This window comes from Cupriavidus sp. FW305-F7, from assembly GCF_058782875.1.
The window spans coordinates 141151-157038 of record NZ_JBYSYC010000009.1 but is presented as its reverse complement, the minus strand read 5'-3'; the positions used below and the strand labels follow the sequence as shown (position 1 = coordinate 157038).

14 protein-coding genes are annotated in these 15888 nt (G+C 68.1%); 10 read left to right on the top strand and 4 right to left on the bottom strand.

Going from position 1 to position 15888, the window contains the following annotated elements; translation table 11 throughout:
* Positions 1-72: 72 nt before the first annotated feature.
* Complete coding sequence (dsbD, locus tag AC3WL8_RS11145; protein ID WP_211980377.1) at positions 73-1980, top strand: protein-disulfide reductase DsbD; 1908 nt, start codon at positions 73-75, stop codon at positions 1978-1980.
* Positions 1981-2001: 21 nt separating this feature from the next.
* Here dsbD and AC3WL8_RS11140 read toward each other — a convergent pair whose 3' ends face one another.
* The 3 genes from AC3WL8_RS11140 to yihA form a co-directional block, all read right to left on the bottom strand.
* Positions 2002-3213 (bottom strand): magnesium transporter CorA family protein, encoded by a 1212-nt coding sequence (locus AC3WL8_RS11140; protein WP_013958237.1) that lies wholly within the window; start codon positions 3211-3213, stop codon positions 2002-2004.
* A gap of 22 nt (positions 3214-3235) precedes the next feature.
* Complete coding sequence (hemB, locus tag AC3WL8_RS11135; RefSeq protein WP_010812369.1) at positions 3236-4228, bottom strand: porphobilinogen synthase; 993 nt, start codon at positions 4226-4228, stop codon at positions 3236-3238.
* A 264-nt stretch (positions 4229-4492) separates the two neighbouring features.
* Positions 4493-5194, bottom strand: coding sequence for a ribosome biogenesis GTP-binding protein YihA/YsxC (gene yihA / locus AC3WL8_RS11130; RefSeq protein WP_013958236.1), 702 nt, complete (start codon positions 5192-5194; stop codon positions 4493-4495).
* Between the two features lie 500 nt (positions 5195-5694).
* Here yihA and AC3WL8_RS11125 point away from each other — a divergent pair, with 500 nt between their 5' ends.
* The 8 genes from AC3WL8_RS11125 to msrQ all read left to right on the top strand — a co-directional run bounded on the left by AC3WL8_RS11125 (position 5695) and on the right by msrQ (position 13826).
* Complete coding sequence (locus tag AC3WL8_RS11125; protein ID WP_010812367.1) at positions 5695-6354, top strand: c-type cytochrome; 660 nt, start codon at positions 5695-5697, stop codon at positions 6352-6354.
* A 187-nt stretch (positions 6355-6541) separates the two neighbouring features.
* Positions 6542-8728 carry a cytochrome c biogenesis protein ResB gene (locus tag AC3WL8_RS11120; RefSeq protein ID WP_492378272.1) on the top strand — a complete coding sequence of 729 codons (2187 nt, stop codon included), beginning with the start codon at positions 6542-6544 and terminating at the stop codon, positions 8726-8728.
* A 49-nt stretch (positions 8729-8777) separates the two neighbouring features.
* Positions 8778-9947: a c-type cytochrome biogenesis protein CcsB gene (ccsB, locus tag AC3WL8_RS11115; RefSeq protein ID WP_153955135.1), complete on the top strand. Its 1170-nt coding sequence runs from the start codon at positions 8778-8780 to the stop codon at positions 9945-9947.
* 159 nt (positions 9948-10106) lie between these two features.
* Complete coding sequence (locus AC3WL8_RS11110) at positions 10107-10535, top strand: COG4315 family predicted lipoprotein (protein WP_013958233.1); 429 nt, start codon at positions 10107-10109, stop codon at positions 10533-10535.
* Between the two features lie 30 nt (positions 10536-10565).
* Positions 10566-11108 carry an RNA polymerase sigma factor gene (locus tag AC3WL8_RS11105; RefSeq protein WP_013958232.1) on the top strand — a complete coding sequence of 181 codons (543 nt, stop codon included), beginning with the start codon at positions 10566-10568 and terminating at the stop codon, positions 11106-11108.
* The gene (locus AC3WL8_RS11100) at positions 11105-11947 is read left to right on the top strand and encodes an anti-sigma factor family protein (RefSeq protein ID WP_041228210.1); all 843 of its coding nucleotides are present in this window, start codon (positions 11105-11107) and stop codon (positions 11945-11947) included. The genes AC3WL8_RS11105 and AC3WL8_RS11100 overlap by 4 nt, the downstream gene beginning before the upstream one ends.
* Before the next feature lie 179 nt (positions 11948-12126).
* Positions 12127-13128 carry a protein-methionine-sulfoxide reductase catalytic subunit MsrP gene (msrP, locus tag AC3WL8_RS11095; protein WP_153955115.1) on the top strand — a complete coding sequence of 334 codons (1002 nt, stop codon included), beginning with the start codon at positions 12127-12129 and terminating at the stop codon, positions 13126-13128.
* Positions 13128-13826 (top strand): protein-methionine-sulfoxide reductase heme-binding subunit MsrQ, encoded by a 699-nt coding sequence (gene msrQ / locus AC3WL8_RS11090; RefSeq protein ID WP_013958229.1) that lies wholly within the window; start codon positions 13128-13130, stop codon positions 13824-13826. The genes msrP and msrQ overlap by 1 nt, the downstream gene beginning before the upstream one ends.
* Positions 13827-13847: 21 nt before the next feature.
* Here msrQ and lysA read toward each other — a convergent pair whose 3' ends face one another.
* Complete coding sequence (gene lysA, locus AC3WL8_RS11085) at positions 13848-15107, bottom strand: diaminopimelate decarboxylase (protein ID WP_211980375.1); 1260 nt, start codon at positions 15105-15107, stop codon at positions 13848-13850.
* Positions 15108-15488: 381 nt separating this feature from the next.
* Here lysA and cyaY point away from each other — a divergent pair, with 381 nt between their 5' ends.
* Positions 15489-15824, top strand: coding sequence for an iron donor protein CyaY (gene cyaY, locus AC3WL8_RS11080; RefSeq protein ID WP_010812358.1), 336 nt, complete (start codon positions 15489-15491; stop codon positions 15822-15824).
* The last annotated feature ends 64 nt before the right edge of the window (positions 15825-15888 follow it).

Below are 15888 nucleotides of genomic sequence, written 5' to 3'. Positions count from 1 at the left end.
GGGCAACGGCGCCCGCAGCGCAGCAGCAGGTACGCAGGTAACCCCGGTTCAAGACAGACAGGAAACAGCGACATGAACATCGGTTTGGCACTTCCGGAGCGCGCGCGCGGGCAGGACTGGGCGCGGCATATTGCCGCAGCGCTGCTGGCGGCATTGGCCTGGGTGTGCCTGGCGGGCGGCGCGCATGCCGCCACCGAAGACGACTTCCTGCCGCCGGAGCAGGCCTTCCGCTTCGCCGCGAGCCAGCTTGACGACAAGACGGTCGAGGTGCGCTTCGAGGTTGCGCCCGGCTACTACATGTACCGCGAGCGCTTCGCCTTTGCCGCGCAGCCCGCCGACGTAAAGCTGGGAGCGCCGGTGTATCCGCACGGCAAGGTCAAGTTCGACGAGACCTTCGGCAAGGAGATGGAGACCTACCGCGACAGCGTGGTCATCCGCGTGCCGGTGGACGCGGCGCCGGCCGACGGCAAGTGGTCGCTGACGGTCACTTCGCAGGGTTGCGCCGACAAGGGCCTGTGCTATCCGCCGATGGAGAGCGTGTACAAGGTCGGCAGCAGCGGGCTGGCCGACCTGTTCGGCAAGCGCGGGCGCTCGGACGCGCCCGCGGCGGCGCTGGCACCGGAGCCGGCCACGCCCGGCGCGGCGGCGGTGCTGCGTGCCGACGACAGCGACCGCATCGCCGGTGCGCTGGCGAGCCGCAACCTGGCCCTGATCGCGGCGCTGTTCTTCGGCCTGGGCCTGCTGCTGACGTTCACCCCCTGCGTGTTGCCGATGGTGCCGATCCTGTCATCCATCGTGGTGGGCGAGCACGTCACGCGCGGCCGTGCGCTGCTGGTGTCGCTGGCCTACGTGCTGGGCATGGCGGTGGTGTACACAGCGGTCGGCGTGGCTGCCGGGCTGCTGGGCGAGGGCCTGTCGGCCGCGCTGCAGACACCGTGGGTGCTGGGCCTGTTCGCGGCGCTGATGGTGGCGCTGGCGCTCTCGATGTTCGGGCTGTACGAACTGCAACTGCCGCGGCGCTGGCAGACCCGCCTGACCGAATCGTCGAACCGCCGTCAGGGCGGCCAGGTGGCGGGTGCGGCGGCGATGGGCGCGATCTCGGCGCTGATCGTCGGGCCATGCGTCACCGCGCCGCTGGCCGGGGCGCTGGCCTATATCGCGCAATCCCGCGATGCCGTGATCGGCGGCGCGGCGCTGTTCGCCATGGCGCTCGGCATGGGCGTGCCGCTGGTGCTGGTGGGCGTCGGCGCGGGCAACCTACTGCCGCGGGCCGGGCGCTGGATGGAGGTCACCAAGCGCTTCTTCGGCTTCCTGCTGCTGGGCGTGGCGCTGTGGATGCTGGGGCCGGTGCTGCCGGCCTGGGCCTCGATGCTGGCGCTGGCGGTGCTGCTGCTGGTGGCGGCGGTGTTCCTGGGCGCCTTTGACGGCCTGGGCCCGGATCCGCGCAACCTGGCGCGGGTGGGCAAGGGCGTGGGCGTGCTGTTTGCGATCGCAGCGGCGATCGTGCTGATCGGCGTGGCCTCGGGCGGGCGCGATCCGCTGCAGCCGCTGTCGCACCTGAGCGTGGCACGCGGTGGCGCAGAAGCCTCTTCTGGCGCGCAGACGGTGCGCTTCGAGCGCGTGCGCAGCGTGGCCGAGCTCGATGCCCGCGTGGCGCAGGCCGCGGCCGCAGGCAAGCCGGTGCTGCTGGATTTCTACGCCGACTGGTGCGTCAGCTGCAAGGAAATGGAGCACATAACCTTCGTCGATCCGCGCGTGCGCGCGCGGCTGTCGGAGATCGTGCTGCTGCAGGCGGACGTGACCGCCAACAATGCCGACGACAAGGCGCTGCTCAAGCGCTTCGGCCTGTTCGGGCCGCCGGGCATCATCCTGTTCGGGGCCGACGGGCGCGAGCGCCCGGTGCGCGTGATCGGCTACCAGTCGGCCAACCGCTTCTTGGAAAGCCTGGAGCGGGCCTTTGGCACGCGTACCAGTACCTGAGGCGTACCTGGCGCTGCGCTGCTAGCGCTCCAGCCGCCGCCCCAGCGCCCACAGTGCGGCCAGCCCCAGCGCCACGGCGCCCATCAGGCCGATCGACCACCAGAACCCGTCCGGCTCGCGCAGCCAGGGCATGCGGTCGAAGTTCATGCCGAAGACGCCGGTGATCAGCGTCAGGGGCATGAACAGCGCCGTGATCAGCGTCAGCGTGCGCATGGTGCGGTTGGTCCGGTGCGCCACCGCCGAGAAGTGAATCTGCACCGCCGACTCGATCGAATCCTCCAGTCGCCTGGCGTGCGCCAGCACGCGCTGGATGTGCTCCATCACGTCGTTGATGCGCACCAGCAGCACCTCGTCGCGTCCCGGCGCATTGGCCGGGCCGCCGGGCTGGTCGCTGCTGTAGCGGTTATCGAGCAGGCTGTCACGGAATTCCTGCAGCGCGTCGCGTTGCTCTTCGCTCAGGTGTTCCAGCTTGCGCAGCTGGATGCGGGCATCCAGCAGTCCCTCCCAGCTTGAAAAGCTGCGGCGCGAGTTCAGCAGCGCGCGCTGCCAGCGGTCGAGCTGGCGCGTCAGCGGCGCGCGCAGTTCCAGGTAGCGGTCGACCATCGCATTGAGCAGGCGCAGCATCAGGTCCTCGGGCCGGCTGGGCGGGCGCACGCCGTGCAGCAGCGGCTGGCCGTTGCGCACGGGCGTGGCCTGCGGGCGCGGTGCCTGGCACAGCTCCAGCAGGCGCTGGCGCACTTGGTCGACCGTGCGCGACTGCCCCGAGCGCACCGTGACCAGCACCGTGTCGAACATGAAGAACGTGACCGGCTGTGTGTCGATCCTGGCCAGTGCCGGGAGGAAGCCGGGCGGATAGCGCTTCTGGCGGGCGGCAGTCTCGGCAGCAGGCGGCTTCGCCGTGCCGGTCGCGGGATCCTGCGGCTCGGCCTCGGCGATGGCGCGGCTGGTCTCGAAGGTCAGCTTGCGGAAGATCACCATGTCGTACGCATTGGTCGTATCGAAATACGACGGATGCGCGGCATTGGTGGCGTCGGTCAAGTGCAGGTCCAGGATCGGCGCGCCGGCAAGCTGGCGCACGCTCTCGCGCCAGGCATCCGGCGCGGCGGTGACTTCCTCGGTGGAAAAGTCCGCCCAGACGAAGAGCGCGGCGGCATTGCCGTTGAGGAAGTTGCCCGCCTCGGTGAGCGAGGCGAGCGGGTGTACCTGGCTGGCCGAGAAGCCTAGCAGTTCCATAGGCGCTCTGTCCGTTGGCCGCTCAGGCCGTCAGCAGCCGCGCGGCGTCGCGCGCGAAATAGGTCAGGATGCCGTCGGCGCCGGCGCGGCGGAAGGCCAGCAGCGATTCCATCATCACCTTGTCGTGGTCCAGCCAGCCGTTCTGCGCGGCGGCCTTGAGCATCGCGTATTCGCCGCTGACCTGGTAGACGTAGGTGGGGAAGCGGAATTCGTCCTTCACGCGGCGCACGATGTCCAGGTACGGCATGCCGGGCTTGACCATCACCATGTCGGCGCCTTCCAGGATGTCCTGCGCCACTTCGCGCAGGGCTTCGTCGGTATTGGCCGGATCCATCTGGTAGGTCATCTTGTTGCCCTTGCCCAGGTTGGCGGCCGAGCCCACCGCGTCGCGGAAGGGGCCGTAGAACGCCGACGCATACTTGGCCGAGTACGCCATGATGCGCGTATGGATATGGCCGTTGTCTTCCAGCGCCGTGCGCACCGCGCCGATGCGGCCATCCATCATGTCGGATGGGGCCACGATGTCGACACCGGCTTCGGCCTGTGCCAGTGCCTGGCGCACCAGGATCTCGACGGTCACATCGTTGATGACGTAGCCGTTGTCGTCCAGCACGCCGTCCTGGCCGTGGCTGGTGTACGGGTCGAGCGCCACGTCGCAGAGCACGCCGAGCTCGGGGAAGCGGTCCTTGAGCGCGCGCACGGCACGCGGCACCAGGCCCTCGGGGTTGGTGGCCTCGATGCCGTCCGGCGTCTTCAGCGACGGGTCGATCACCGGGAACAGCGCGATCACTGGGATGCCCAGCTTGACGCAGTCTTCGGCCACCGGCATCAGCAGGTCGACCGACACGCGCTCGACGCCCGGCATCGACGCCACCGCCTGGCGCTGGTTCTGGCCGTCGAGGATGAAGACGGGGTAGATCAGGTTGTCCGGAGACAGGCGATGCTCGCGCATCATGCGGCGGGAGAAATCATCGCGGCGCATGCGGCGCGGGCGGTATTCGGGGAAGGTGGACATGGCGGGCTTCTTGACTGTAGAGCTGGACAGGAAAGCGGGCCGGCAAGCACGGCGCGCGCGGCAAAGCGCGGTCCAAGGCGGCTGGCCGAAGAAAAACTAAACTTTTGAGCGTGCCCGCTATCATACTCGCGGACACTTTGCGTTGCGCCCTGCGTGGCGCGGTGTCCCCCGCTACTCCTCCCTGAGCGGGTACCCGCCCCTGCGGCGGGAAAGTTTGTCCCCGTTGCTTGCAGCGGGGCTTTTTTTTGTGTGCTGACCTGGTGATTACACCGCCGGGTCGGCAGCAGGCGGCTCGCTCGTCTCCGCTGCGGACTTGGCTTCGGCCTTCTGCGCTTCCGGCAGGTTCAGCCAGCCGGCGATCACGCCCTGCGCCTCTTCGATGCCGCGGCGCTTCAGGCTGGAGAAGAGCTGTGCCGTCATGGGCACCGGCGTTTCCATCTGCTCGGCGTAGCCCTGCAGCATCTTGCGGGTCTCGCGCAGCGCCTTGGCGTTGTCGCTGTTGGTGAGCTTGTCGGCCTTGGTCAGCAGCACGTGGATGGGGCGCCCCGTCGGCAGGAACCACTCCACCATCTGGCAATCGAGATCCGTGAACGGACGGCGCGCGTCCATCATCAGGATCAGGCCGGACAGTTGCTGGCGCGTCTGCACATAGTCGCTCAGCAGCCCCTGCCAGTGGTACTTGGCCGTGCCCGAGACCTCGGCATAGCCGTAGCCGGGCAGGTCGACCAGGAAGGCGAGCGGGTCGGGCGCCTTGACCGGCGCCACCGAGAAATAGTTGATGTGCTGCGTGCGCCCGGGAGTGCGCGACGAGAACGCCAGCCGCTTCTGGTTGCACAGGATGTTGATGGCCGTGGACTTGCCGGCGTTGGAGCGGCCGGCGAACGCCACCTCCGGCACGGCCGTGGCGGGCAGGTCGCGCAGGTGGTTCACGGTGATGAAGAAGCGGGCCTGGTGAAGAAGGGACATGCGCTAGAGCGGTGGGGCGGGCCGCGGAGGCTGTGCGCATTGCGCAAGCCGGGGCCGGGGTCTCGCCAGGGTGGGATGGCTGGCGGCCTGGGCCGCCCGCCGGGGTTGATCTGGCGCAGCCCGAAAGGGGCATGACAAGGCGCAAGGCATCAATCCGGCACATAACTTATTGTACAATACGCCGGTTAACGGTCTCCTGAACGGGTGACGCGTGGCATCCATGGCCGCGTGCCTTGGCTGCCGTCGTCCGGGCGGGAAGCCTAGTGTGTCGTTCCATCGTGGGCAGGGCCCTTGCCCCGCATTGCGTGTTGCACCGGAGGGTGCGGCGGCGGCGGGAGCGGGCTGGCGGGGTCTGCCGCCACGGCCAGCGCTTTGCGGATCGGTCAGCCGCGCGCGGGTCGCCACGATACCAGCCTTTGCACCGGCGCGTCCTCACCGCCTGCAAAGCGCCGGGCCGGCACGCATCACGGTATCCAAAACAATTCAGAGAAGGTGTGCGAATGAACCGCATTGCGAAGATTCTGGGTGTCCTGGCTTTGGCCGTTCCTGCCGCCGCCCTTTCCGGAATGGCATCTGCCGCAGAGCAGGCCGCCGCAAAGGCTGACCCGGCCAAGGGTGAAACGCTGTACACGCAAGGTGCCCCCGACCGCAATGTGCCCGCCTGCCTGAGCTGCCACGGCGCCGCCGGCAATAGCGCCGCCGCCGCCAACCCGAAGCTGGCCGCCCAGCATCCCGAGTACGTCCACAAGCAGCTGGCCGACTTCAAGTCCAAGGCACGCAACAACGCGATCATGGTGCCGATGGCGTCGGTGCTGACCGACGAGGAAATGCGCAACGTCGGCGCCTACCTGGCCAAGCAGTCGCTCAAGCCGGCGACCGCCAAGAACAAGGACACCATCGAAGCCGGCCAGAAGATCTACCGCGGCGGCATCGCTGCCAAGGGCGTGCCCGCCTGCGCCGCCTGCCACGGTCCTACTGCCGCCGGCATTCCCGCCCAGTACCCGCGCATCGGCGGCCAGTGGGCGGACTATACCGAAGCACAACTGGTGGCATTCCGCCAGGGCACCCGCAAGAACAACCCGGTCATGACGACCATCGCCGCCAAGATGTCGGATGCCGAGATCAAGGCGGTGGCGGATTACGTCGCCGGCGTTCGATAACGATTCCGCGACTCCGCTGGCGCCCGCCAGGCGCCGGCGCGTTGGTCTGGCGGCCCCCGTTCCGGCGGGTGTGCCGCGGCATGCAACCGAACGCGCCTGTCACAATCGAAAAGGGTGGCCTGCTTGCCAAAGCATGTCCGCCCTTTTTTCATTTCCAAGCCGCACGTTGTTTTAGGTTTCCCTGCACATGTCGACCGCTTCCACTTCAGGGCTGCACCTGAAGACCTCTCACCGCGTGCTGCGCGACGCGGTCGAATTGTTGTCCTCGATGCGCTTTGCGATCGCGCTGCTGACGGTGATCTCCATCGCCAGCGTGATCGGCACCGTGCTCAAGCAGAACGAGCCGTATCCCAACTACGTCAACCAGTTCGGGCCGTTCTGGGCCGATGTGTTCCATACGCTGTCGCTGCAGAAGGTCTACGGGTCCTGGTGGTTCCTGCTGATCCTGGCCTTTTTGGTGGTGTCGACCAGCCTCTGCCTGATCCGCAACGCGCCCAAGATGGTGGCGGACATGCGCTCGTGGAAGGACCATGTGCGCGAGCGCAGCCTGCGCGCCTTCCATCACCGCGGCGAATTCGACGGCGCGCGCCCGCGCACCGAGGCGGTGAGCCGCCTGTCGGCGCTGCTGCGCAACCGCGGCTACCGCCTCAAGGCGGTCGAGCATGACGGCGCCACGCTGCTGGCGGCCAAGGCCGGCGCGGCCAACAAGGCCGGCTATATCCTGGCGCACACCGCTATCGTGGTGATCTGTATTGGCGGCCTGCTGGATGGCGACCTGCTGATCCGCGCGCAGATGTGGGTGGGCGGCAAGTCCCCGATCAGCGGCAACGCGGTCATCAGCGAGATCCCGCCGCAGCACCGGCTGTCGGCGAGCAACCCGGGCTTTCGCGGCAACGCTTACGTGCCCGAGGGCTCGACCGTGTCCACCGCCATCCTGAACATCGCCGACGGGGCGCTGGTGCAGGACCTGCCGTTCGCGATCACGCTGAAAAAGTTCAAAGTCGATTTCTACGAGACCGGCATGCCCAAGCTGTTTGCCTCGGATGTGGTCGTGACCGACCGCGCCACCGGCAAGCAGACCGAGGCCACCATCAAGGTGAACGAGCCGCTGATCGTCGACGGCATCGCCATCTACCAGTCCAGCTTCGAGGACGGCGGCTCGCGCCTGAAGTTCGTCGGCTACCCGATGCAGGGCAGCGGCCACGCCACCTTCACCATCGATGGCGCGGTGGGCGGCAACAAGCCGCTGGCGGGCACCGGCACCAGCGCCGACAGCGAAGGCCTGACGGTCGAGTTCAGCGACTTCCGGCTGATGAATATCGAGAACGTCACCGATGCCTCGGGCAAGCCCGACGCGCGCGGCGTGGCGCGCAAGTCCTTCAACGAGACGCTGGAGAAGCACCTGGGCGCCGCCGCCAGCACCGACCGCGCCAAGACGCTGCGTAACGTCGGCCCGTCGGTGCAGTACAAGCTGCGCGACCGCACCGGCCAGGCGCGCGAGTACAACAACTACATGGTGCCGGTGCAGATGGACGGCCAGTCGGTGTTCCTGGCCGGCATGCGCGAATCGCCCAGCGAACAATTCCGCTATCTGCGCATCCCCGCCGACGACCAGGGCAGCGTGGCCGACTGGATGCGCCTGCGCGCCGCGCTGCAGGACCGCGCGCTGCGCGGCGAGGCCGCGCGCCGCTTTGCGCTGGCGTCGATGCCAGGCGATGACAAGGCCGACCTGCGCCGCCAGCTGGCGGAAAGCTCGCTGCGTGCGCTCGACCTGTTCGCCGGCGCCACGCGGCCCTCGCCGGATTCGCCCCCGGGCGGCTTCACCGCGATCGCGGCCTTCCTGGAGAAATCCGTGCCCCCGGCCGAGCAGCAGAAGGCGGCCGACGTGCTCCTGAAGATCCTGAACGGCTCGATGTGGGAGCTGTGGCAGCTGGCGCGCGCCCAGGACAAGCTGCCGGTGGTGGCCAACAGCGCCCAGAGCGGCACCTTCCTGCAGCAGGCCATCAACGCGCTGTCGGACAGTTTCTTCTACGGCGCGCCGGTGTTCCTGCAGCTCGACGACTTCAAGGAGATCAAGGCCAGCGTGTTCCAGTTGACCCGTGCGCCGGGCAAGAACATCGTGTATCTTGGCTGTCTGCTGCTGGTGCTGGGCGTGTTCGCGATGTTCTATATCCGTGAGCGCCGGGTCTGGATCTGGGTGAAGGACAAGCCCGCCGAGGGCGACACCGAGCCTGGCAGCCATGTGCTGATGGCGATGTCGACTCAGCGCCGCACGATGGATTTCGAAAAGGAATTCACGGCGCTGCGCGACGATATCGGCCGCGCCGCAGGGGGCCGCAGCGATGCGCCCGGGCCCGCCGGCACTCCCCACTGAATTGAGCAGGTACGCTATGTCCTCAAATGTGAACCAGGCCGGTCCCGCCATGCGCGGCACCACGCGCGCCGACACCGGCGCGGCTGACGAGGCCTATCTCGAACCTTCCTTCCTGCGCCGCCTGACCTGGGTGGACTGGCTCTTTGCGCTGGCGCTGGCGGTTGGCGCCGGCGTGGCGCTGTCGCAATACGGGCAGTGGATGGACGGCTACGACAAGGCCGTGCTGATCGGCGCCGTGCCTACCTTCGCGCTGCTCGGCTGGCACTGGAAGGCGGTGCGCCCGCTGATGCTGGCGCTCACCGCGCTGTCGCTGTTCGCGATCCAGCTCTACCAGGGGCAGCTGGCGCGCGCGGACCAGGCCTTCTTCCTGAAGTATTTCCTGTCGAGCCAGTCGGCCATCCTGTGGATGAGCGCACTGGTATTCCTGTCCACGCTGTTCTACTGGCTCGGGCTGGCGACGCGCTCGGACACGGGCTACAGCATCGGCAGCAAGCTGTGCTGGGGCGCGGTGGTGCTGGGCTTCACCGGCCTGCTGGTGCGCTGGTATGAGTCCTACCTGATCGGCACTGACATCGGCCATATCCCCATTTCCAACCTGTATGAAGTGTTCGTGCTGTTCACGCTGATCACTTCGCTGTTCTACCTGTACTACGAAGGCCGCTACGCCACGCGCGCGCTGGGCCCGTTCGTGATGCTGGTGGTGTCGGCCGCGGTGGGCTTCCTGCTGTGGTACACGGTCAGCCGCAATGCGCAGGAGATCCAGCCGCTGGTGCCGGCGCTGCAAAGCTGGTGGATGAAGATCCACGTGCCGGCCAACTTTATCGGCTACGGCACCTTTGCGCTGGCGGCAATGGTCTCGGTAGCCTACCTGCTCAAGCAGCGCGGCATCCTGGCCGAGCGCCTGCCATCGCTGGAGCTGCTTGATGATGTGATGTACAAGGCAATCGCGGTCGGCTTTGCCTTCTTCACCATTGCCACCATCCTGGGCGCACTGTGGGCGGCCGAGGCCTGGGGCGGCTACTGGAGCTGGGACCCGAAGGAAACTTGGGCGCTGATCGTCTGGCTGAACTACGCGGCGTGGCTGCACATGCGGCTGATGAAGGGCCTGCGTGGCACGGTGGCGGCCTGGTGGGCGCTGGTCGGCCTGCTGGTGACGACCTTCGCGTTCCTGGGCGTCAACATGTTCCTGTCGGGACTGCACAGCTACGGCGAACTGTGACGCGGCCTCATGCTGCAATGCAAAAACCTGCCTCCGGGCAGGTTTTTTTTCGTCTTTTTTTAATTTTTTTGGACGCCAAAGGAATAAAGGCATCACATCCGGTGTTTACTTGAGGAGCGGTGCCGGTTGGCGGCACCGGTTTGCATGGAGAACAAGATCATGGCAAGTCCGCGTCGTAACGCTGCAGCATCCCTCGTTCGTCCCGCCGCGCTCGCGCTCGGCTGCGCGGCGGTCCTGCTCGCCGGCTGTGCCGGTATGGGCGGCACTGCCGGCAATATGCCGCCCACGGTGAAGGTGACCAGTGGCGTGCTGACCGATCCGCAGGGCCTGACGCTGTACACCTTCGACCGCGACACCGCCGGCAGCGGCAAGAGCGCCTGCAACGGCCCGTGCGCCACCAACTGGCCGCCGCTGATGGCAGCACCTGGCACCAATGCGTCAGGACAGTACACCATCATCACGCGCGAGGACGGCGGCAAGCAGTGGGCGTACCGCGGCATGCCGCTGTACCGCTTTGCCAAGGACGCCAAGCCGGGCGACCGCGCCGGCGACAACCTCAACAACGTCTGGCACGTGGCCAAGCCCTGACGCTTCAGCAGCCACCACCGCAGCCACGGCATGGAAGGGTTTGACGGCCAGCTCGTCGCGCTGGCGCCGCGGCTGCGGCGCCATGCGCGCGGCCTCACCGGCGACGCGGCGCTGGCCGACGACCTGGTGCAGGACACGCTCGAGCGCGCGCTGCGCTACCGCTGGCGCTTCCGCCTGCGCCCCGGCGCCTGGTGGGGCGACGGCGCCGATGGCCTGCTGCCGTGGCTGCTGACCCTGATGCACCGCCTGCGCCTGAATACCGTGCGCAGGAAGGAACTGGTGGTCACCACCGATACGCTGCCCGAGGTCAGCGCCCCCGCTGACGACCCCGGCCTGCGCCGCGACCTGGTGCAGGCGCTGGCGCAACTGCCGGAGGCGCAGCGCGCGGTGCTGCTGCTGGTCAGCCTGGAGCAACTGACGTATGCGGAGGCCGCGCGCGTGCTCGACGTGCCGCAGGGTACGGTCATGTCGCGCCTGGCGCGGGCGCGCGAGCAGATGCGCCGGCTGCTCGACGGCAAGGCGCCCGCTGCCGCGCCGGCGGCTTCCGGCAAGCCCCTGCAGCGGGTGAAATGATGTCCGCCATCCACGAAGCCGATCTCCACGCCTACGCCGATGGCCAGCTTTCCGGCGCGCGCCGTGCGGCCGTGGAGGCGTACCTGGCGCAGCACCCGGACGCGGCGGCGCAGGTTGCCGCCTGGCGCCGGCAGGCCGATGCCTTGCACGGGGGGCTGGATCCGATATTGAACGAACCGGTGCCGCTCGCGGCCTTGCCGCCCGGGCTGCATGGCGATGGCCGGCGCGACAACGCGCGACTACGGCGGCCGCGCTGGACCATGGCGCTGGCGGCCACCTGCGCGTCGGTGGCGCTGCTGTCTGTCGGCGGCGTTCTCGGCTGGCTGGCCCATGGCCGCCTTGGCGGCGTGTCCGTGGCGATGGCGCCCGGCGAGCGCTTTGCGCGCGAGGCGCTGGCCACGCACGCGGTCTACGCTCCGGAAATGCGCCACCCGGTGGAAGTCGCGGCGACGGAAGAGGCCCACCTGATCGCATGGCTGTCCAAGCGCCTGGGCAAGGCGCTGCAGGTGCCGGACCTGCGCGCGCAGGGCTTCCACCTGATCGGCGGCCGGCTGGGCGTGGCCGAGGGCGGCCCGTCGGCCATCCTGATGTATGAAGCGGACGACGGTACGCGCCTGTCGCTGCAGCTGCGGCGCATGGCACAGGGCACGCCCGATACGGGCTTCCGCGTCGAGCGCATGCCAGGCGCGGGCACCAGGCGGCCAGCCCCCGGCCGCGACCCAATGATGGCCTTCTACTGGATCGACCGCGACCTCGGCTTTGCGCTGGCGGGCCCGCTGGAACGGGCGCGGCTGCTGACGCTGGCGCAGGTGGTGTACCAGCAATACCAGGGCGGATAGCCGGGCGCGAGGTGCAGGCGGCACATTGCGTGCGTCTGACGCCTCATGACCCGCGGCATTCCGACGCAGGCACAAAAAACTGTCAGGACTGGCCCGCACTCTCCGACCAAGGCCAGAGTCCAATTCTGCAAGCGTGTTGGCGCAACCGGCGCCGGCACGGCCAGGCAACGAGGAAAACCATGCTGATCCCTTCCCCCAAATGGCTGCGCGGCGGCGATATCGCCGCCAGCGAGATCACGCCCCGTCACGTCTTCGAAGCGCGCCGCCGCGTGCTGGCGCTGGCCGCCGCCGGCGCCGCCGGGAGCACGCTGGCGCCGTGGTTTGCGCGCCAGGCCCTGGCGCAGGGGCAGCACGGCCACAAGCTGGCCGCCACACCCAACAACGCCTACATCATCACCGACAAGCGCACGCCCTTCGAGGATGTCACCACCTACAACAACTTCTACGAATTCGGCACCGACAAGTCCGACCCGGCGCGCAACGCCGGCACGCTGCGCCCGCGCCCGTGGCAGGTGTCGGTGGAAGGGCTGGTGAAGAAGCCCAAGGTCTATGACCTGGACGAGCTGATGAAGCTGGCGGCAATGGAAGAGCGCGTCTACCGCCTGCGCTGCGTGGAGGGCTGGTCGATGGTGATCCCGTGGGTCGGCTACCCGCTGGCCGAGCTGATCCGGCGCGTCGAGCCGCAGCCTGGTGCCAGGTACATCCAGTTCATCACGCTGGCCGACAAGAAGCAGATGCCCGGCGTCAGCAGCGGCGTGCTCGACTGGCCGTACAGCGAGGGCCTGCGCATGGACGAGGCCATGCACCCGCTGGCGCTGCTGACCTTCGGCCTGTATGGCGAGGCCCTGCCCAACCAGAATGGCGCGCCGGTGCGCATGGTGGTGCCGTGGAAGTATGGCTTCAAGAGCGCCAAGTCGATCGTGAAGATCCGCTTTGTCGACAAGCAGCCGCCCACCAGCTGGAACCTGGCCGCGCCACAGGAGTACGGCTTCTATTCGAACGTGAACCCGGACGTGGACCATCCGCGCTGGAGCCAGGCCACCGAGCGCCGCATCGGCGAGGAGCGCGGCAGCGGCTTTGGCGCGTTGTTCGCACCCAAGCGCAAGACCCTGCCGTTCAATGGCTACGGCCAGCAGGTCGCCTCGCTGTACCAGGGCATGGACCTGAAGAAGTTCTTCTGATGCAAGGCGAACACATGGCTACCTCATCCACCAGCGCCGCCGCCGTGGCGGCGCGCAAGCCGGTCGGCCTGGCCACGTTGTCGCCGCAGCGCGTGCGCGCGCTCAAGCTTGCGCTCTGGCTGCTGGCGCTGCTGCCGTTCGTACGGCTGCTGTACCTGGGTGCCACGGAACAGTTCGGCGCCAATCCGCTTGAATTCGTGACCCGCTCCACCGGCACCTGGACGCTGGTGATGTTGTGCCTGACGCTGACCATCACCCCGCTGCGCCGCCTCACTGGCTGGAACTGGCTGATCAAGCTGCGGCGCATGCTGGGCCTGTTTGCGTTCTTCTACGGCCTGCAGCACTTCCTGCTGTGGATCGGGGTGGATCGCGGTTTTGACCTCGCCTACATGATCAAGGACGTGTACAAGCGGCCCTTCATTACGGTCGGTTTCACTGCCTTCATGCTGATGATCCCGCTGGCGCTGACTTCGACTAACGGCATGGTGCGCTGGCTGGGCGGCAAGCGCTGGCAGGCGCTGCACAAGCTGGTCTATGCGATCGCCGTGCTGGCCATCCTGCACTACTGGTGGCACAAGGCGGGCAAGAACGACTTTGGCGAAGTGTCGATCTACGCCGCGGTGGTGTTCGTGCTGCTGGGGATGCGGCTGTGGTGGCGGCTGCGCAAGCCCGCGGGGGCGCGCCAGCCCGCCGCGTAGGCGGGCCGGGCGTTTTGGGATTCAGTCCTGCAGCAGGCGTTCGTCGCGGAACAGGTCCTCGACCAGTTCGCGCTCGCGCACCAGGTGCACCGTGGCGCCATCGACCATCACTTCGGCGGCACGCGGGCGGGTGTTGTAGTTGGAGCTCATGGTGAAGCCGTAGGCACCGGCCGACATCACTGCCAGCAGGTCGCCCGGCTGCACCGCCAGCGCGCGGTCGCGGCCCAGCCAGTCGCCCGATTCGCACACCGGGCCGACGATGTCGTAGGTCACCGCTTGCGCGTCGCGCCGCACCACCGGCTCGATGCGGTGGTAGGCCTCGTACATCGCCGGGCGTGCCAGGTCGTTCATGGCGGCATCGACGATGCAGAAGTTCTTGGCCGCGCCGGGCTTGAGGAACTCCACCTGCGTCAGCAGCACGCCGGCGTTGCCCACCAGCGAGCGGCCCGGCTCGAACAGCACCTCGCGGTGGCCGTGACCGCGCGCGGCCACGCGTTCCAGCAGCGTAGTGGCAAAGCCGGTGATGTCCGGCGGGGTTTCGTCGGTGTAGGTGATGCCCAGGCCGCCGCCAACGTCGATATGCTCCAGGCGGATGCCGTCGCGCTCCAGCGCCTCGACCACGTCCAGCACCTTGTCCAGCGCTTCAAGATAGGGCTCCACCTCAGTGATCTGCGAACCGATATGGCAGTCGATGCCGGTCACTTCCAGGTGCGGCAGCGCGGCCGCGGCGCGGTAGGTCGGCAGTACGTCCTCGAAGGCGATGCCGAACTTGTTGCCCTTCAGGCCGGTGGAGATATACGGGTGCGTCTTCGCATCAACGTCCGGATTGATGCGAAGCGACACGCGCGCACGCTTGCCCATGCGGCCGGCCACTTCGTTCAGGCGGTCCAGCTCGGGGATCGACTCGACATTGAAGCAGCGCACGTCGTGTGCCAGCGCCAGTTCCATTTCCGCCGCGCTCTTGCCCACGCCGGAGAACACCACCTTGCGAGGGTCGCCGCCGGCGGCCAGCACGCGCTTGAGCTCGCCGCCCGAGACGATGTCGAAGCCGGCACCGAGCTTGGCAAACACCTGCAGCACCGCCAGGTTGGAGTTTGCCTTCATGGCGTACTGGACCTGCGCCTTGCGGCCCTGGCAGGCGGCGGCGTAGGCCTGGTAGGCAGCGGTCAGCGCCGCGCGCGAGTACACATAGGTCGGCGTGCCGAATTCAGCGGCAATGCGCGCCAGCGGCACCTGCTCGACGGCAAGCGCGCCGTCCTGGCGATGGAAAAATGCGGTCATGGTTATCGGGTGGTGGGGGCGGCAGGGGACGAGGCCGGTTGCGTGGCGGGGGCAGGGGTGGAGGGCGGGGCCGGCATGGCATCGGCGCGGCCCAGGCCCGGATCCGTCACGGTCGGCGGGGTCGGCTCGGGTGGCACTTTGGGCATGGTCAGCGGCCCGCGGATGCCGCATCCGCCCAGTAGGGGCATCGCAAGGGCGGCGGCAAACGCCGATACAATCGCAACACGACGCAGCATCGGGTCGTCCTTTAGGCTGTTGGCAAGGCGTTGGATGGCCCGACGCGCAACGGCCGGGCATCCGAAGGATTCTTAACAAAAAAGCCGTTCGCGCCACGTACGCCCGGTCCGGGCAGCGGCGGCAACGGCGGTCTCGGAGTTTAGCATGCCCCCCTTGAGCGAAAGCGAGTTCCTGGCCCTGGCCACGCAGGAGCTGGACCGCATCGAAGCCACGGTCGAGGCGGCCGCCGACGCGGCCGACGCCGATATTGAGATCAGCCGTACCGGCAACGTGATGGAGCTGGAGTTCGAGAACGGCACCAAGATCATCATCAACAGCCAGGCGCCGATGCAGGAGCTGTGGGTGGCCGCGCGCGCCGGCGGCTTCCACTTCCGCCGCGACGGCGAGCGCTGGATCGACACCCGCAACGGCGGCGAGCTGTACGCGGCGCTGTCGGGCTACGTCAGCGAGCAGGCCGGCGCGGCCCTCACGCTGGGCTGACGCAAAGCCTGCCTCGCGGGCAAAAGAAAAGCCGGCCTCGTGGCCGGCTTTCTGCTGTCTGGCG